This window comes from Prevotella sp. P2-180 (assembly GCF_002251435.1).
In the GTDB taxonomy this organism is placed as follows: Bacteria; Bacteroidota; Bacteroidia; order Bacteroidales; family Bacteroidaceae; genus Prevotella.
Genome location: NZ_NPJI01000034.1, coordinates 18,646 through 37,393, shown reverse-complemented (window position 1 = coordinate 37,393; position 18,748 = coordinate 18,646). Strand labels below are relative to the sequence as shown.

Below are 18,748 nucleotides of genomic sequence, written 5' to 3'. Positions count from 1 at the left end.
ACTATATTTGTAGAAATTATCATCACAATATGAGCAACAAGGAATCCAACATAGAGAAAACGAATTTTGATGCATTCATACAAGCGGTCGGTTCGGAAATAGAACAGGCACAAGTAAGGCTGATTGTTGCAGCCAATGCACAAATGCTGTTCCATTACTGGAAGATAGGCAATTACATCCTTTATCACCAGCAGCTGCACGGATGGGGAAGCAAAATCATCAAGCAGTTGGCAAAGGCTATCCGACTGCATTACCCTGAAAAGAAAGGCTATTCGGAACGTAACCTTACCTATATGTGCCAGTTTGCAAAAGCATATCCTTTAAGAGCGTTGCAAAGTTTCATAGAAACAGATGCAAGCCTGTCTGTCCCAACCATACAGAGTGTGACCAATGAAGTATTAAAACTGAATGACAAGCAATTTACGCAGGAACTTACTGCGCAAATGCAATCGATTGATTGTCAATTATTAGCAATTACGCAGGAAGTTCCTGCGCAATTTGAAGATGTGGGAAAAACCGTGTCTGCCATTTACAGGATGGGAATCAGGGAAATAGAAGAAGTTTTCTTGACCTCTCCTATAGCCAAAATAAACTGGACAAGCCAAATGACTATACTTGACAGTTCGCTACCTTTAGGTCTAAGCTACTGGTACATGAAGCAGTCTGTGGAAATGGGATGGAGCAGCAATGTATTGAAAATGCAAATTGACAGTGATTTGTATAGCCGATAAATCAGCAACAACAAGGTAAACAATTTCACGACCACACTTCCGGCTCCACAAAGCGACCTTGCCAATTACCTACTCAAAGACCCGTACATCTTTGATTTGGCAGGAGCCAAAGAAAAAGCAGACGAAAGGGATATTGAAGAACAGCTGGTGAAACACGTTACCCGCTACCTGTTGGAAATGGGCAACGGTTTTGCCTTCGTTGCCCGGCAGAAGCACTTCCAAGTCGGAAACAGCGATTTCTTTGCCGACCTGATTCTATATTCCATTCCGTTGCACGCATATATCGTGGTAGAATTAAAGGCTACCCCATTCAAACCGGAGTATGCAGGACAACTGAACTTCTACATCAATGTGGTGGATGATAAACTGAGGGGAGAGAATGACAACAAGACTATCGGGTTGTTGCTATGCAAGGGAAAAGACGAAGTTGTGGCACAATACGCATTGACAGGCTATGACCAGCCCATCGGCATCAGCGATTACCAATTGAGCAAAGCGATTCCCGAGAAACTGAAATCAGCGTTGCCCAGCGTGGAAGAAGTGGAAGAAGAACTGGCCTCTTTCCTTGACAAAGACAATAACACTCAAAAATAGTTGCGTCCATGAAAGATGTAATTACAACGCTGATTCCCCGATACGGAGAATTGAACAGAATATATAAAGACTGGTTTGATAATAAAGGTTTCTCTTTTGAAAAGCAGAAATTCATTACCAAGTTCTATCTGGACTACAATGATGTAACGGTTCTTGAAACAGCCATTCTTGAACTGGTGTTTCATCTTCCACAGGAGCAATACACACTGATTCTGAATAGCCTGAAAAAGGAAGTATGCGAAAACATAAGTTATTACAAGAAAGGATGTATGCCGGATGAACAGACCGTTTACAATATCTGCTTCCGAGTTTCAGAAATCTATAAAGAAGCCATAGAAGAACAGCAATACAAGACGACCAAGCTCCATGCTCCGCTAAACGAAGCATACCACCGATACGATTCCATAGGTTATCGGGAACACACTGCAGAGGATGAAAAGCGTGCGGAAATGGAATATGAACGGTGCAAAGATGAATACGAGGAGAAAAAAAACAAGCTGACCGAACTCTACGATCTGCAAAAACAGACCAGAGAGAAAGCCCTGCAATATGCAAAAAGCCGTTTCAATGAAATCTATCGGCTGGGCTGCCACCTCAAAGAGACATTGGCGAAATATGTATTTGATGAAACAAACGAGCCGGAAGAGCCAGCCGAACAAGAACCAAATGCCCCCAACATACAGGAAGAAGTGCTGGGAACGAAACAGACTGAGTATTTCAATATGGAACTGCTTTCGCTCATTCATGTAACCTGCGTGGGAGAACAGTTCGAGAATATTTCCGAACATGATTTCTATACCTGCATGAACCTGCTACCAAGCGACACCAAACCCCAAATCAGACCGAGAGAAAAAATACGTACCTGCTATCTGATATTCCTGATGAGCGAAAAACTGCCCAAACAGGACAGGGAGAATTGGAAGAGGAATATCCTGAAAATATTGGATATTGAGGAAAGCTACTACAAGTCAAAGTACAAAGAGCCTGTTTCCGATTTCCCCAGTGACAGCAACCGGAAATTTGCCAAAGAAATGGATGGTATATTCCGATAATCTGTGATATGCCCTGACATTTTACGAAACAACCACTTTTACCACTCAAATTAAATTTTTGAGTGGTATTTTTATTATCTGATATTCAGATAAATAACAAGATATTCCATTTATATCAACCACATCCTTACCACTTACAACCCTACCTAATTTTGCATCGTTCGAGAACAGAGATAACAGCCAGTGCGCAGGGCTGATTGTTAAACGACTAAATAGATTGAACGATGAAAAATCTTCAAGAATTATTATCAAAACCCGTCTGGCAGATGACAGGTGAAGAGTTCATATTCCTAAGTAAGCACGCTTCCCGTCAAACGGAAACGCAGCCACAGCCCATTACAGACACAGAAAGAAAATATGTGTACGGAATACTGGGCATAGCCAAACTGTTCGGGTGCAGCCTACCCACCGCCAACCGTATCAAGAAAAGCGGAAAGATTGACAAGGCAATCACTCAGATAGGACGTAAGATTATCGTGGATGTTGAGCTTGCCCTTGAACTGGCTGGAAAGAAAACAGGAGGACGGAAATAACGGGAGGCATGGCTATGGACTATATGAAAGAGACTAAGGAAATATCGGCTGAAGAAGCCATAATCCTTTGGCAAGCCTCACGTTTGAGCCTGTCGAAAAGTTATGAGAAAGCACCTGAAATCCTTAAAGTACATGATTCTGTCATTGGGACATTGGGTAATTTCAGCGCATCCATCGGCAAAGCCAAAAGTAAAAAAACGTTCAATGTATCGGCTATCGTAGCCGCTGCATTGAAGAACGGCACAGTGCTGCGGTATGTGGCTGAACTGCCTGAAGATAAGCGGAAAGTGCTTTATGTTGATACAGAGCAAAGCCCTTACCATTGTCTGAAAGTCATGACGCGCATTTTGCGAATGGCTGGTTTGCCAGATGATAGGGACAATGAGAATCTTGAATTTCTTGCCTTAAGAAAATACACGCCTGAGCAGCGTATCAGGATTGTGGAACAGGCTATTTACAATACACCCGAAATCGGTCTTGTAATTATAGACGGCATACGGGATATGGTGTATGACATCAACAGCCCCAGTGAATCAACACGCATCATATCCAAGCTGATGCAGTGGACGGACGACAGGCAGATACATATCCATACGATACTGCATCAGAACAAAGGGGATGAGAACGCAAGAGGGCACATTGGTACGGAGTTGAACAACAAGGCGGAAACCGTATTGCAGGTAGAAAAGGACAAGGGCAACGGTGACATCAGCCATGTTTCAGCCATTCACATCCGGGCAATGGACTTTGAGCCTTTCGCATTCCGTATCAACGACAAAGCCCTTCCCGAACTCATTGAGGGATACAAACCTGAAACAAAGAAGCCGGGAAGACCCGAAGAAGAGAAGTTCGACCCTTACAGGCATATCACCGAGCAGCAGCACCGTATCGCATTGGAAGCCGTTTTCGGGCTGAAAGAGGAATACGGCTACAAGGAACTGGAAGATGCCTTAATCAAGACCTATATGTCAGTGGGTGTAAAGCTGAACCATAAAAAGGCGGTATCGCTCATCACCATGCTCCGCAACAAACGGATGATAGTGCAGGAGACAGGCAGAAAATACACATTCATGCCTGACTTCCACTATTAGCCCATTTCCCTGCAATCACTTCACTTTATTCTCGGGGTGTATATATTAGGAATATAGTGAAGTGCTTGGGGAATGGGACTAAATCACTTCACTTTATTACCGTATCCTATATATACGAGAATTTAGTGAAGTGATTATAGACCGTACTTCCTAAAAAGGTACGGGCAAAAAGAAAAATAAACCAATTCACCAACTACTAAAACAATCATTTTATGGATATACAGACAGCCAAGCAAATCAGAATAGCGGATTATCTGCATAGTTTAGGATATTCTCCCGTCAAGCAACAAGGTGTCAATCTGTGGTATAAATCACCGTTAAGGGAAGAAGCCGAAGCCTCGTTCAAGGTAAATACCGAACGTGAACAATGGTATGACTTCGGTTTGGGTAAAGGTGGTGGTATCATAGAACTGGCTGCACACCTGTACGCTACCGACCATGTACCTTACATCTTGAAACGGATAGCAGAGCAGACACCGCACGTGCGCCCGGTATCTTTCTCTTTTGGAAAGCAAAACTCTTCCGAGCCGAGCTTCCAACAGTTGGAGATTGTTCCGCTGTCATCTACTGCCCTGCTTGCCTACTTACAAGGTAGAGGAATTAACATAAAACTGGCGAAAAGAGAATGTAGTGAAGCACGTTTCACTCACAACGGCAAGCGGTACTTTGCCATCGCCTTTCCCAATGGTTCGTGTGGATATGAAATCCGCAACCGCTATTTCAAGGGCTGCATCGCCCCAAAGGAAATCTCCCACATCAGGCAGTCGGGAAAAGCGAGGAATACCTGTTATGTGTTCGAGGGATTTATGGACTACCTCTCCTTTTTGACATTGAGACAAGAGAGCTGCCCAAATTATCCGGAATTGGACGGGCAGGACTACATTGTATTGAACTCCGTATCGAATGTAAACAAGGCTCTCTATCCGTTGGGCAATTACGAACGCATCCACTGCTTTTTCGACAACGACCATGCAGGACTGGAAGCACTCCGGCAAATCCGCATGGAATACGGCAGAGAGCGGTACCTCCGGGACGCTTCGCAGATTTACAGAGGATGCAAGGACTTGAACGAATACTTACAGAAACAGATTGAAAGAAAAAGGCAGCTCCAGTCCGCCAAAGGGGTGCGCAGCCAATCACCGGAAAAGAAGAACGGCTTCCAGTTATAGCCCACTATAACTACACGCTTCGCTTTCGTAGTTGTGGGCTCTCCCGAGGGGATTAGGGCTTTGCCCTAATGACCCACTCAGGGCGTTTCACCCCTGAGAACCCCGAGCAAAGAGTGACCCTCTCTTTGCAATCTCCGCTTATGGGTTACCCCTAAGAACCCCTCTGCGAAAGCGAGCAAAGTAAATCAATTGTAAACAAAGGAAAGAAGCTATGGCAACAAAATCAAGCATACATATCAAGCCTTGCAACATCGCATCGAGCGAGGCACACAACCGAAGGACTGCCGAGTATATGCGTAATATCGGGGAGTCCAGAATCTATGTCGTTCCCGAACTTTCCACCGATAACGAACAGTGGATAAATCCCGACTTCGGCACTCCCGAACTGCGAACTCATTATGACAATATCAAGCAAATGGTCAAGGAAAAGACCGGACGTGCCATGCAGGAAAAGGAAAGGGAACGCAAGGGAAAGAATGGAAAGATTATCAAGGTGGCGGGATGCTCACCCATCCGTGAAGGAGTATTGCTTATCAGACCGGACACCACACTGGCTGATGTACGCAAATTCGGTGAAGAGTGCCAAAGACGCTGGGGCATCACTCCGCTACAGATTTTCCTGCATAAAGACGAAGGGCATTGGCTGAACGGTCAGCCGGAAGCAGAAGACAAGGAGAGCTTCCAAGTCGGTAACAGATGGTTCAAACCAAATTATCATGCTCATGTCGTATTCGACTGGATGAACCATGAAACTGGAAAGAGCCGAAAGCTCAATGACGAGGATATGGCAACCATGCAGACCCTTGCTTCCGATATTCTCCTGATGGAACGTGGACAGGCAAAAGCTGTCACAGGTAAAGAGCATCTGGAACGAAATGATTTCATCATTGAGAAGCAGAAAGCCGAACTGCAACGTATAGAGGAAACCAAGCGACACAAGGAACAACAAGTAAGCCTTGCCGAACAGGAACTCAAACAGGTAAAAGCAGAGATACGCACGGACAAACTAAAGAAAACAGCCACCAATGCTGCTACCGCCATAGCAAGCGGTGTAGGTTCTCTTTTCGGAAGCGGTAAGCTGAAAGAACTGGAACATCACATCGAGCAGCTACATCAGGAAATTACCAAACGGGACAAAGCTACTGATGAATTAAAAATTCAGATACAACAAATACAGGAACAGCATAGCAGACAAATTCGTAATCTTCAAAGAATACATAATCAAGAACTTGAAGCCAAAGACAAGGAAATATCACGATTGAGCACCTTGCTTGAAAAAGCCCACAAATGGTTTCCCATGTTCAAAGAGATGTTGAGAATGGAAAAATTATGCGCTGTTATCGGGTTTACCAAAGACATGATAGAAAACCTCTTGACAAAGAAAGAATCCATACAATGTAGTGGCAAAATTTATTCCGAAGAACACAGGTGGAAATTTGACATCAAGAATGATATTTTTAGGGTTGAGAAACATCCGATGGATAGTGGTAAGCTTATGCTGACCATAAACCGACAACCCATAGTACAATGGTTTAAGGAACAATGGGAAAAGTTACAGCAGAATCTACGTAACTCGGTGCAGAGAGAGCAAAAATCCAGAGGATTTAGAATATAGAATAGCCTATTATTAATAAAATCAAGTATCTATGCATCCAAACAGATTGTTTTTATTACAGAATCAAAATCCTAAGAATTTATAAAAAATGAAGCCTAAAGAAGTTTTGGAAAAATGGATAGATTGCTTTAACAAAGCAGATGCTTATCATATAGCAGAGCTGTATGCTACTAATGCAGTAAATCATCAAGTCGCAAACGAACCAATAATAGGTAAAGAATCAATCTACAAAATGTTTGTGAATGAATTTGCCACTGCTAAAATGGTTTGTATGGTGGAAAATATTTTTGAAGATGGCGAATGGGCTATCATGGAATGGAAAGACTCTCTTGGACTTCGTGGATGCGGATTTTTTCATGTAAAAGATAACAAAATCGTCTTTCAAAGAGGGTATTGGGATAAACTTTCATTCTTGAAGCAACACAATCTTCCAATTGAATAAGTACTATCAGAATACGGACTGGGAAATTGAAATACCCAGTCCGAGTTATATAATGAATTTTACTTGTTAAACTATTTAAAGTCAGTTGGATAACAAACCATACCTTTCACATTCTCAGTAGCTCCAGGTATTAATTCAGCCACCATGCAATATTCATGAGAGACTTCGAAAGGAAATTCAATTCCTAAATCGATAGCCTTGCGATAGCCAAATCGAGGATAATACTCTTTATGCCCCAATACGACTGCTGTGCCGTAACCCAAAAGTGCTGCCCTCTGATGGGCTTACTGAATCAACATCCCCCCCAATTCCCTTACGCTGGAATTCCGGCAAGACTGCCAATGGAGCTACACTCAGGGATGTGACAGACTGGGTGTCACTGTCTATCTTTACTTCTGTAAGTAAGATATACCAGACAATTTGTTTTTCTGTCATTTTCTTGTTCTTATCTAATTGTTAGGCTCATTGTTGTTATACATTGTTTAATTATAGATAAATCGTGAATATCCTTCTCTCTTAAATCGTAGCCCGAATGGAATACTTGTTGCCCTTTTGCAGAAATGCAAGGGATGCTTCTGCCTTCAAAGACTGCTGTTCCAAAATAGTCCGGTTGAAATTCATACCAGCCTCCATCCAAGTCGGCTTGTTTGGAAGTGCCGTCCGCATTCAAGACAAAAGGATGGATATCAATATAGCCTAATTCTTTGCTATACAGTTCCATACGGGTGGGCAACCAATTTGTTTCAATTTGATATCCTCTCTCCTGCAAAAGATCAAGGAGTTGGTCTGTATAATTGGCATCAAAATCAATGTCAATATCTCTATGCAAGCGGGTTTGCTGTCCGTACAAGACATCCACTCCCCAGCCTCCATCCAACCAAAACTGCATGTCCAGGCTTTCCAACAAGTCCAAAACTTGAAATAACTCTGTAATCGTAGTGTGTTCTTTCTTTGTCATATAATAATTCTTTAATAAATAATACTATGCGTAATTATCCAACTGCTTGATTGAAGAAATAAAATTTGCACCCACTCCAATCAGAAAGATAACCCATCCGCTGATCATAAAGACGGATGTGATACCCCATGCTTCCACCCAATATCCTGAAGCTACGATACCCAGCATTGATGGAAAGGTACTCAAACTAAAGATGAGAGAAAAAGTCCGTCCAAGCATGTCCGAAGCCAAGTTCTGCTGAATAATAGCGATGAAAAGCGCATGGTAAATGGAATAGGCTATGCCTCCTGTAAATGTTAGGCAAACAAAACCTATAAATGCGCTTGATGGTAAATAACTGGCGCTAATCAGATACAATCCCAATATCACATAAGCCGTATGCATCACTAATGTTTGCTTGCTTTTCAAAGCCTTACAGGCAAGTACTAAACCGCCCAACAATGCCCCTGAGCCCCAACCCATTTCCACAACTCCCATTTGCAAAATGTTTCCGTTGAAATGCAGAAGCGTCATAAAAGGAAATAACGTAAAAACAGGCATAAGGACAAAAGTCACCAGCGTAAAGCATACGAATAAAGGCAAAATGCCCATTGTACGCCGCAAGGTATGCCAACATTCCGTCAGTTCTTTTTTGAAATCTGGAAGAACTTTCGTTTTTTGAAGAGAAGGAATCTGGACACAAAGTAAGGTCAGACAAGCAGCAACAGCTCCGATCACATCTATGAGCAGAATATACTGTATGGGAAGCCAAACAACGAGGCTTGCCCCTACAACGGGAGCTATCACCTCACTGAAGGATTGAATGGAATGGTACAAACCTGATACCCTGACAAGATGGTGCTTGGGAACCAGTAGAGGGATGCTTGCCTGTAAAGCAGGTGCATGAAACGTACTGCCTATTGAACGACAAGCAGTCAATAGATAAAAAAAAGAAAGGTCTTTATAACCCTTGGTTATCACAATAAAAAGACATAGGGTACAGAACGCGATGAACAAGTCCGAATAAAACATCGTTTTCTTTCGATTCCATCTGTCAACATAGACCCCGGCAAACAAGCCTAATACAAATTGTGGTAAAAATCCAGCTAAAATAGCCAGAGATAAAGCTGTCGGGGATTTAAATTCGTTGCTAATCCAAAAAATAATGGAGAAGCCAACAATCGTACTTGTTAAAATAGATATGAGTTGGCCTATTCCTATCACGGCCAAAGTTGATTTCCAATGATTCATTGTGCTAATATTTCATGCGTTTATAGATAAGTACTTTCGTACATTAAGCAAAACGAAATTCTATCCACACAAAAAACTTGTATTATAATCCACTCCTGACGTTGGAATACAATAACAAATACTTTCAGGACGATGTAAAGTCCTGAAAAATCAAACTGAATGGATAGATAAATATTAGTCTTTTCTCATCGGATTCTTTTAATATCGCTACTCTTTTATTATGTAGTGGTTGTATTATCTTAAATAAAACAAAAACACCCGACTTTACATTCTTGGGTGTAAAACTGGGTGTTTGTTTTACAATTTGCTGATTTTCAGCGTTTGTTGCGGAGAGTGAGGGATTCAAACCCCCGATACCCGAAAAGGGTATACCGGATTTCGAGTCCAGCGCGATCGTTCACTCTGCCAACTCTCCATTGATTTTCGACTGCAAAGGTACGAAGAAAAAATGAAACAACCAAAATTATTCAAAAGAAAGTTTTGATAATTTTGTTTTTAACGCTTCTGCCATCGATTTTCTTATGGCAAGACGTATTTCGCAGGTGTTGTCAAACGATTGCGACACAATGCGTGGCTGCATCTCCTTTACAATTCGCATCACGTCGTTCATCATGGGATATGTGAACGTATAGCTGATTTCTTCTTCTATGAGACGTGTTTCTATTGTGGAATCTGCAAGGGCTTCTGCGGCTGCCTCACGATAAGCTATGATAAGGCCGCTTGTACCTAACAACACTCCTCCAAAATATCTTATGACTACAATAAAGACATTGGTGAGCTCAAGACTGTTGATCTGGCCAAGGATTGGCTTGCCGGCAGTACTGCTCGGTTCACCATCGTCGTTGGCGCGGAAGTCGGTGCGTTCGTGTCCGAGCATATATGCCCAACAGACATGTCGGGCATCGTAGTATTTCTTTCGATACTCTGCCACGAGCCGTTTCACATCTTCTACGTTTTCTACATGATGAGCGAAGGCGAGGAACTTACTTCGCTTTTCAGTGATGTAGCCCTCGCCTACCCTATTTTCTGATATGGTCTTATACGAATCCAATTTTTGCTAAATTAATCTAGTTTATGGATGACAAGGCCGGAACGGAGCTTCGGTTCAAACCATGTTGCCTTTGGCGGCATTATCTTACCGCTGTCGGCAATGTCCATTATCTGCTTCATTGACACTGGATAGAGTGCCAAGGCGGCACGCATCTCGCCACTGTCGACACGACGCTTCAGCTCTGACAATCCACGCAATCCGCCAACGAAGTCGATACGCTTGCTCGAACGGAGGTCCTTAATGTCGAGTATCTCATCTAGAATGAGCCTGCTTGAGATATCGACGTCGAGAACACCAATTGGGTCGCTGTTGTCGTAGGTTCCCTCCTTTGCTTTCAAACTATACCAATGGTTGTCGAGATAGAGCGAGAACTCATGGATTTCGGCTGGTTTGTAGAGTTCGGTGCCCTTGTCTTCAACTATGAAGTTTTCAGACAATCGAGCCAGGAACTCTTCAGAGGAAAGGCCATTGAGGTCTTTTACCACACGGTTGTAGTCGAGGATGGTGAGTTGTGAAGCCTGGAAGCATACCGCCATAAAATAGTTGTACTCCTCGTCGCCACGATGGTTGGGATTGAGTTTTGCCTTCTCGGCTCCCACGAGTGCGGCGGCTGCGGAACGGTGATGTCCGTCGGCAATATAGAGTGACGGCATTTTTGCGAACTCTTCGGTTATGAGCGCTATGTCATTGTCGTCAGCGACTACCCAAAACTTATGGCCAAAACCATCGACAGGTGCAATAAAGTCGTATTCTGGCTCAGTGGATGCATAGCGCATGATGAGCTTGTCGAGGACTTCGTTGTCGGGATAAGCGAAGAAGACCGGTTCGATATTGGCATTGTTGACACGCACGTGTTTCATGCGGTCTTCTTCCTTGTCGCGGCGGGTGAGTTCATGTTTTTTGATTTTTCCCGTCATATAATCGTCGACATATGCTCCCACTACGAGACCATACTGTGTCTTGCCGTTCATGGTCTGGGCATAGATGTAGTAGTGGTCCTTTTCGTCTTGCACGAGCCATCCTTTATCCTGGAACATTTGGAAGTTTTCGGCAGCCTTTTCATATACGCGCGGGTCATACTCGCTTGTACCTTCCGGGAAGTCAATCTCCGGCTTTATGATGTGGTAAAGGCTTTTCTCGTTGTTGCCTGCCTCGGCACGTGCTTCTTCGGATTCAAGCACGTCATAAGGACGCGACTCCACCTGTTCCACATACTGCTTTGGAGGGCGTATGCCCTTAAAAGGTTTTACAATCGCCATAGGGATATCAGTTTACCTTGAACTTTGTGCAACCGTCCTTGAAGAAGGCATTGATCTGACGAGCAGCAGCTATGCCAGCATTGATGTTTGCCTCGGCAGTCTGGGCACCCATCTTCTTTGGGGTGCTGAAATAGCGGCCTTCGAGTTTAGCGAAGTCTGCATCGGCATCGGGTTTGATGTCGGTGACATACTTAAGGTCTGTACGCTCTTCCATCAGTTTGAGCAGTTCTTGCTCGTTGATGACTTCCTTGCGTGCTGTATTGACAAGTACACCGCCTTTCTTCATCTTGCCAACCAAAGAAGCGTTGATGCTCTGCTTTGTTTCCGGTGTGGCAGGAATATGGAGTGACACCACATCACATGTTTCGAAGAGTGCGTCCTGATTGTCGACAGCCTTTACGCCTGCAGCTTCTATGGCTTCCTTCGGGCAGAAAGCGTCGTAAGCATACACATCCATACCGAAGCCAGCAGCTATACGTGCCACATTGCGTCCTACGTTACCAAAGGCGAGAATACCAAGTTTCTTGCCCATGAGTTCTGAGCCAGCCTTGCCGTTGAAGAAGTTGCGCACGGCGAACACCAGCATACCGAACACAAGTTCAGCCACTGCGTTAGAGTTCTGGCCTGGAGTATTTTCTGCCACTACGTCATGAGCTGTTGCGGCAGCGAGGTCGATATTGTCATATCCGGCACCGGCACGAACCACAATCTTCAGTTGCTTTGCAGCGTCGAGAACCTCAGCGTCAACTTTGTCTGAACGAATGATCAGCGCGTCGGCATCTGCAACAGCCTCAAGGAGCTGAGACTTTTCGGTATATTTCTCAAGCAGGACGAGTTCATTGCCTGCAGATTCTATTTCTTTTCTTATGCCATTGACGGCAGCTGCCGCAAATGGTTTTTCTGTAGCTACTAATACTTTCATAAGATTGTTCCAAATTTAGTTCTTTGCCTCGAATTCCTTCATGCACTCAACGAGGGCGTTGACACCTTCAATAGTTTGGGCGTTGTAGCAGCTAGCTCGGAAACCTCCAACACTGCGGTGGCCCTTGATGCCAACCATGCCACGCTCAGTAGCGAAGTCGAGGAAGGCTTTTTCGAGTTCTTTGTATTCGTCGTTCATTACGAAGCAGATGTTCATGAGCGAGCGGTCTTCCTCAGCCACAGTTCCGCGGAAGAGCTTATTGCGGTCTATCTCTCCATAAACAATCTCAGCACGCTGATGTGCGAGTTTGTCCATTGCAGCCACGCCTCCATTGGCCTTTATCCAACGAAGATTCTCGAGCATGCAGTAGATGGGTACTACTGGAGGAGTGTTGAACATTGAGCCTTTGTCCACATGGGTGCGATAGTCGAGCATTGTAGGTATCTCACGTGGAGCCTTGCCGAGCTTGTCGTCCTTAACGATGACGATAGTGACACCTGCCATGGAGAGGTTTTTCTGTGCACCTCCATAGATGCAGTCGTACTTGCTAACGTCAACCGGACGGCTCATGATATCAGAAGACATGTCTGCTATCATTGGGACGTTGACATCGAGCTCGTGACGGATTTCAGTACCGTAGATGGTATTGTTGGTTGTGATGTGGAGATAGTCTACATCAGAAGGACATGTCCATCCCTTGGGGATAAATGTATAATTGGCATCGGCAGAAGAAGCCACTTCTACCACATCGCCAAACAACTTGGCTTCCTTCATCGCCTTCTTTGCCCATACGCCAGTATTGAGGTATGCAGCCTTGTTGATAAGGAAGTTGTAAGGTATCATACAGAATTCAAGCGAGGCACCACCACCAAGGAAAATCACGGAATAGCCTTCCGGCACCTGAAGGAGCTCCTTTACAAGAGCTACAGCTTCGTCAACTACAGGCTGGAAATTCTTTGCACGGTGGCTTATCTCCATCAGGGAAAGACCAGAACCTTGAAAGTCTAAACACTGTTTTGCTGTGTTTTCAATCACTTCGCGTGGAAGCATTGAAGGACCTGCGTTAAAATTGTACTTCTTCATTTTGATTGTCTATTAGAAATATTATTTAATGAATGTTACTTGCTCATATTTACAAAAAGCGACGGCGAAATTACACTAAATTTATGAAACGACCAAATAATTTTGCAAAAATTTACAAATATCTGTGTTTTTCTTGCTATTTGATAGGTTCAATCACTGTTTTTATGCCTTTTATCTTTTCTCCGCATACTTTTTTGAGTAGTTCTCCGACATGTTCTCTCGCCACTGCCACATAGGCATAACGGTCGTTGACATCTATGCGACCGATGGCGTCGTTAGACAGTCCGCCTTTTTTGCAAAGGAAGCCTAATATGTCGCCTTTACTGATCTTGTCTTTCTTCCCTTTACCTATATATATAGTGGCCATTCGAGGTGCAGAAGGCGGTGGAAGTTGGTCGGGAATGTCGAATGGCTCAATATCGCCTTCTATGAACTCAGGAATGTGTTCGTCCGGACCAAGAATGAAAAAGGTATGGCCGTGGGCATTCCATCTGGCAGTGCGCCCTACTCGGTGTACATAACCGTCTTCACCCTGTGGAAGATGATAGTGGACGATGTTGTCGACATTGGGTATGTCAAGGCCACGGGAGGCGAGGTCGGTGCTCACGAATATGTTTGCAGAGCCATTGCTAAACTTGTAGAGTGAGTCTTCGCGCTCTTTCTGTTCCATGCCTCCATGAAAATGGCAAACGGCAAAGCCTTCGGAAGAGAGAAACCCTGCTGTGCGTTCAACGCTCTCACGGTAGTTGAGGAAAACGATACTGCTTTGGCTGCCGAAAGATCGCAGCAGTCGCGACAATTCGTGTAGCTTGTCTTTCATTTGGCTTCTTACCTCGAATATTGTTACACGGGCAGGCACTTGTTCTTCCTTGTTTAGGAAGTCAAGACGACAAGCAGACGAGAGACTGACGAAATGTGGAATTTCCTCTGCATCGGTGGCAGAGAGCAGAAGGCGCCGGCGAAGTCCTGGCAATCTGCCAATGAGACGTGACATCTCGTCGTGGAATCCCATTTCGAGACATTTGTCGAACTCGTCGATGATGAGCATCCTGACGTTATAGACAGAGATATTTCCCTTCTGTATATGGTCGTTAAGCCGTCCCGGTGTGCCGAACACAACCTGAGGCATTACCTGCTTTAAGGTTTTGTGTTCCTCCATTGCCGGACGTCCGCCATAACAACTCACGGAGCGTATGCCACAAGCCATGGACTTTAGGACATTGCCGGACTGTAGGGCCAGCTCACGTCCAGGTACGACGACGATGACCTGTACATTGTTGCTATTTTCGTCTACGAGATGTGCTGTAGGCAGAAGGTATGCAAGAGTTTTGCCGGAACCCGTAGGCGAGAGTATGACTACATCTCTTTGTGTTCCGAGTATTGTCTTGCATGCAGCCTGCTGCATTTCGTTCAGTTCATCAATGCGCAGTTTTTGTAATACCTTGTCGATATTCATTATTTCAGATCAAATATTCCAGTTGGGGTCTTTCGCTTCAACACCTCCAGACCAAATTCCTTTCCGACTATTATGCCACTGTTGCGTAATATAGCCTCAACGGTTTTCCTTGCAAGTTCCGGATGGTTGTTTTCTTCACTGAGGTGGCAAAGCCAAACCATCTTCAGTTTTTCTGTAGAGTTTTCCACAAGAGCCTCTCCGCATTTTTTGTTGCTGAGATGTCCCTGTATTCCCATTATCCTACGTTTCAGATGCTCAGGGTATGGTCCGTCCTTTAGCATCTCCTCGTCGTGGTTTGCCTCAATGACGAGGTAGTTGGCTTGTGAGATATACGTCTTTATCTCGTCTGTTATCTCCCCAACGTCGGTTACGATACAGAAAGAGACATCTTCTGACTGGATGAAATATCCAACACAATCGGTGCTGTCATGAGGTACATTGAATGGTGTGACAGAGAACTCACCTATCTGTTTTGTCTCACTTTTCCGAAGACAATGAGCGTTGCGTCCCTCTATCTTTTTCACCACGCAATAATTTTTGAATATTCCCTCATGGACCTCTTTAGTGGAATATACGGGAATATCAAATTCCCGGCTCAAGCTGCCCACCGACTTTACATGGTCGGCATGGTCGTGGGTGATGAGAATATTGCCGACACGGGTTATGGGGATGCCGTAATCCCTGAGCGCCTTTTTCAAGCTTCTCACTCCAATGCCTGCGTCGATAAGTATTCCATCTTTATCTGTGTATAGGAGATAGCTGTTTCCGCTACTACCACTCCCAAAAGAAATGAATTTCAGCATTATTAGTTAATATTTTGTGCAAAAGTAAGAAAAAAATGCGTTACTGCCAAATGATTTTGTTAACTTTGCACAGAAATTTAATAATTAATAGTGTTTTTCTATGCAAAAACGTTTTTTTTATACGATTTTCACTTTTGTTGCAGTATGCTTTGCTTCATGTGGTGAAGAAGGCAGGACTTACGAGGCAATTGAGACTACTGCCATTGATTTTGCAAACGCGTATTTCAATTACGACCTTGTAAAGGCCCAGACGATGGTGGACGATCAGAGCAAGAAGTGGTTGAGGTATGAGGCGTCGAACATCACCGAGGCCGACCTGGAACTGCTGCGTATGCAGGAAGAGGGAGCCACGGTGACTGTTGACGACTGTGAATGTTTCGAAGACTCTGCCGTGGTGACAGTGACAGCGAATAACTTTCTCCTTGCCGACTCCCTATGCAGCAAGGGCCGCATGGTGGAAGAAAAGACATTCACGATAGTGCTTATGCAGGACAGCAGCAAAAAATGGAAGGTCAGAATGGAAGGCCCACTGCGAAGTGGAATGTAAAGTCACGACTAAATTTGGGTTTGACAAGTGGAAACTGCTCACCGCCATCAATCTCGTATGCGGGATTGACCGCTTTCATACCTAAATCGAAACGGAGAATGAAATAGTCGAAATTCATGCGAAATCCTATTCCATATCCTACGGCTATCTGTTTCCAGAATTCACTGAACTTGAACTGTCCTCCGGGCTGGTCTTCATAGTTGCGAATGGTCCAGATATTTCCAGCGTCGACAAACAAGGCTCCATTCATTTTCCAAAACAAGTGGGCACGGTATTCAACATTCAGATCAAGCTTCATGTCGCCAGTCTGGTTGATGAAATCGATATTTCCGTCGGTACCCTTGAACTTTCCGGGGCCAAGTTCCCTTACCGACCATCCTCTCACGCTATTAGCGCCTCCCGAGAAATACCTTTTTTCGAAAGGGAGTATGGTACTGTTGCCATAGGGATATGCAATGCCAAATCCTACATGGAATATAAGTTGGTTGTTGTAGTCAAATGATATGTTGTTGGTGAAATCGAAATCAGCCTTCGCATACTGTGCATAGGCGATTCCGAACACCTGGTATTGTCCTTGTTCGTTTTTTTCGAAGTTCAATAATCCAGAGCAAAGGTTGAGCAGGTTTCCCGATGTTTCAACATTAGCCTTGATGGCATATCGGCCATTGTTATAGTTATATCCCACACCCCACTTCATGATAAGAAGATTCTCGTAATTGTATCGTAGAATGGCATTACGATTAGTGTCGTCTTCAAGATAATCTTTACGGAATGTGTCAGATATCCATGGCATGAAAAGATAGTTGATGTCAAGCAGGTCTATCTGATAACGGTCGTGATGGCCTTCATTTGACCATTTGTATTTCCATGCCATGGAGAGCACACGACGGTGGTATTCCGGACGGTTCTGCAGGTCGTACATCACCGACACCTCCGACCTTGCGTCATACCTGTTCCCTATGATGTTAGTCAAGAATTTCGGTGCAATGATTCGTGGAAAAGACAAGCTGCTCTCTACACTATATTCTATAAAGTCCTGATTCTTATACCCTTCCAGTCCGCGTATGGCTTCGTATGCTCCACGTAGCTGGAGATTAAACACTTCTGAGCCCTTGAATAGGTTTCTGTTCTGATAAGTAATTGCGAAAGCCGCTCCCAGGTCGCCAGCGGTATTGGTGCCTTCTGGCTCAAAACTGATGGAGTGTGGCTTGTTGGTGATGAGCTGTATATTACAGTCAAGCAGGCGTGAGTTTTCGTTTTCTGCAAAACTGATGTTTGTGTATTTTACAGCTTGAAGGCGTCCAAACTGGTTATATGTCTTCCTAAGTGCCGATGAAGAAAAATAGTTCCCATCCTTAATTGCCGTGTTGGCCGCTAGTACGCTTCGGCGCAGGTGAATCAAGCTGTCAGAAGGATTTCCACTGGAATAGCTAATACTATTGACAATATATCGCGGATGGAGCGACAAAGAATCTCTTCCGGCTACATATTGGTGCAATATCAAACTAAGGTCGAATGTCTTATTGCCTATGCTGCTATCTGCCTTGAATGTAATATAATCCTTATGGAACTTATGGTAGCCACGGTCGGTGAGTAGGTCGGTGATGCGTTTGCGCTCGTCATTAAGACTATTCACATTAAATCGCATGCCATCCTGTATAAATGTTTTTCCCTTAGTGTTGTCGGCTATGATTTGTGCCACAATGGAGTCGCGTATGTCATAGTTGAAATGCCTTACATAATAAGGCTCGCCGGGATAGAGAAGGTAGACGGCATCCATCTTTTTCGGCCCTCTCATACGAGGCGTCATCTCAACCTGGGCATCCATATACCCCATATTACGAAGAGCGAGCCTAAGATCCTCGCAAGAACGTTGAGCACCTATGGAATCGAACAGTACAGGAGCCTCGCCAATGGAACGCAACATTTTGTTAACCCATCGGGTAGTGTCTCTTCCGGAAAGCGAATAGGTGGCAAGAGGTATCTTGACGGACGAGAACCATCGTGAGTTTCCTTTCTGTCTGACATAAGATTTCAGTTGTCCCACATTAATATCATCGTAATTGCCCACGACCTTCACTTCAACCTTGTTAAGAAGCAAAGAACCATCGTCGACATATTTCACCGATGAACAAGAGGACACGGCGAGAAGTATGGTAATAAAATAAAAAATACCCTTTATTTGCATTATTCTTCAAAACTTTGTTGCAAA

16 protein-coding genes, 1 tRNA gene and 1 pseudogene are annotated in these 18,748 nt (G+C 44.2%); 8 read left to right on the top strand and 10 right to left on the bottom strand.

What is annotated here, in order from left to right:
- The first annotated feature begins 29 nt into the window (after positions 1-29).
- The 7 genes and pseudogenes from CIK98_RS05325 to CIK98_RS05295 all read left to right on the top strand — a co-directional run bounded on the left by CIK98_RS05325 (position 30) and on the right by CIK98_RS05295 (position 7,227).
- Positions 30-1,325 (top strand): annotated as a pseudogene (locus CIK98_RS05325) (YhcG family protein).
- Between the two features lie 8 nt (positions 1,326-1,333).
- A complete protein-coding gene (locus CIK98_RS05320; protein WP_004308775.1) occupies positions 1,334-2,377 on the top strand; it encodes a hypothetical protein in 1,044 nt (347 codons plus the stop codon).
- A 224-nt stretch (positions 2,378-2,601) separates the two neighbouring features.
- Complete coding sequence (locus tag CIK98_RS05315; RefSeq protein WP_004308776.1) at positions 2,602-2,910, top strand: DUF3853 family protein; 309 nt, start codon at positions 2,602-2,604, stop codon at positions 2,908-2,910.
- Between the two features lie 14 nt (positions 2,911-2,924).
- On the top strand, positions 2,925-4,001 hold the full coding sequence (locus CIK98_RS05310; protein WP_008766855.1) for an AAA family ATPase: 1,077 nt from the start codon (positions 2,925-2,927) through the stop codon (positions 3,999-4,001).
- A 212-nt stretch (positions 4,002-4,213) separates the two neighbouring features.
- Positions 4,214-5,170 (top strand): toprim domain-containing protein, encoded by a 957-nt coding sequence (locus CIK98_RS05305; protein WP_025077123.1) that lies wholly within the window; start codon positions 4,214-4,216, stop codon positions 5,168-5,170.
- Between the two features lie 211 nt (positions 5,171-5,381).
- Positions 5,382-6,785, top strand: coding sequence for a hypothetical protein (locus CIK98_RS05300; RefSeq protein ID WP_004308779.1), 1,404 nt, complete (start codon positions 5,382-5,384; stop codon positions 6,783-6,785).
- Between the two features lie 88 nt (positions 6,786-6,873).
- Positions 6,874-7,227, top strand: coding sequence for a nuclear transport factor 2 family protein (locus CIK98_RS05295; protein WP_004308780.1), 354 nt, complete (start codon positions 6,874-6,876; stop codon positions 7,225-7,227).
- A 445-nt stretch (positions 7,228-7,672) separates the two neighbouring features.
- Here CIK98_RS05295 and lnu(AN2) read toward each other — a convergent pair whose 3' ends face one another.
- The 9 genes from lnu(AN2) to CIK98_RS05240 form a co-directional block, all read right to left on the bottom strand.
- A complete protein-coding gene (gene lnu(AN2), locus CIK98_RS05280) occupies positions 7,673-8,185 on the bottom strand; it encodes a lincosamide nucleotidyltransferase Lnu(AN2) (protein WP_009038171.1) in 513 nt (170 codons plus the stop codon).
- A gap of 24 nt (positions 8,186-8,209) precedes the next feature.
- Positions 8,210-9,415: a macrolide efflux MFS transporter Mef(En2) gene (mef(En2), locus tag CIK98_RS05275; RefSeq protein WP_005786079.1), complete on the bottom strand. Its 1,206-nt coding sequence runs from the start codon at positions 9,413-9,415 to the stop codon at positions 8,210-8,212.
- Between the two features lie 327 nt (positions 9,416-9,742).
- Positions 9,743-9,830: transfer RNA gene (locus CIK98_RS05270), tRNA-Ser, on the bottom strand.
- A gap of 48 nt (positions 9,831-9,878) precedes the next feature.
- Complete coding sequence (locus CIK98_RS05265) at positions 9,879-10,466, bottom strand: YigZ family protein (protein ID WP_094383234.1); 588 nt, start codon at positions 10,464-10,466, stop codon at positions 9,879-9,881.
- A gap of 11 nt (positions 10,467-10,477) precedes the next feature.
- A complete protein-coding gene (locus tag CIK98_RS05260; protein ID WP_094383233.1) occupies positions 10,478-11,725 on the bottom strand; it encodes a DUF1015 domain-containing protein in 1,248 nt (415 codons plus the stop codon).
- Positions 11,726-11,732: 7 nt separating this feature from the next.
- Positions 11,733-12,647 (bottom strand): NAD(P)-dependent oxidoreductase, encoded by a 915-nt coding sequence (locus tag CIK98_RS05255; RefSeq protein WP_094383232.1) that lies wholly within the window; start codon positions 12,645-12,647, stop codon positions 11,733-11,735.
- 15 nt (positions 12,648-12,662) lie between these two features.
- Entirely contained in the window at positions 12,663-13,730 is a 1,068-nt protein-coding gene (gene serC / locus CIK98_RS05250) for a 3-phosphoserine/phosphohydroxythreonine transaminase (protein ID WP_094383231.1), read from the bottom strand.
- 136 nt (positions 13,731-13,866) lie between these two features.
- Entirely contained in the window at positions 13,867-15,186 is a 1,320-nt protein-coding gene (locus tag CIK98_RS05245; protein ID WP_094383230.1) for a DEAD/DEAH box helicase, read from the bottom strand.
- Positions 15,186-15,989 (bottom strand): MBL fold metallo-hydrolase, encoded by an 804-nt coding sequence (locus CIK98_RS05240; protein ID WP_094383229.1) that lies wholly within the window; start codon positions 15,987-15,989, stop codon positions 15,186-15,188. Before CIK98_RS05240 ends, CIK98_RS05245 begins: the two co-directional genes overlap by 1 nt.
- A 100-nt stretch (positions 15,990-16,089) precedes the next feature.
- On the opposite strand from CIK98_RS05240, the gene CIK98_RS05235 reads away from it, so the two are divergent.
- Positions 16,090-16,536 carry a hypothetical protein gene (locus CIK98_RS05235; RefSeq protein WP_094383228.1) on the top strand — a complete coding sequence of 149 codons (447 nt, stop codon included), beginning with the start codon at positions 16,090-16,092 and terminating at the stop codon, positions 16,534-16,536.
- Here CIK98_RS05235 and CIK98_RS05230 read toward each other — a convergent pair.
- Positions 16,502-18,724, bottom strand: coding sequence for a BamA/TamA family outer membrane protein (locus CIK98_RS05230; RefSeq protein ID WP_094383227.1), 2,223 nt, complete (start codon positions 18,722-18,724; stop codon positions 16,502-16,504). The two genes, CIK98_RS05235 and CIK98_RS05230, sit on opposite strands and share 35 nt — an antisense overlap.
- Positions 18,725-18,748 lie beyond the last annotated feature (24 nt).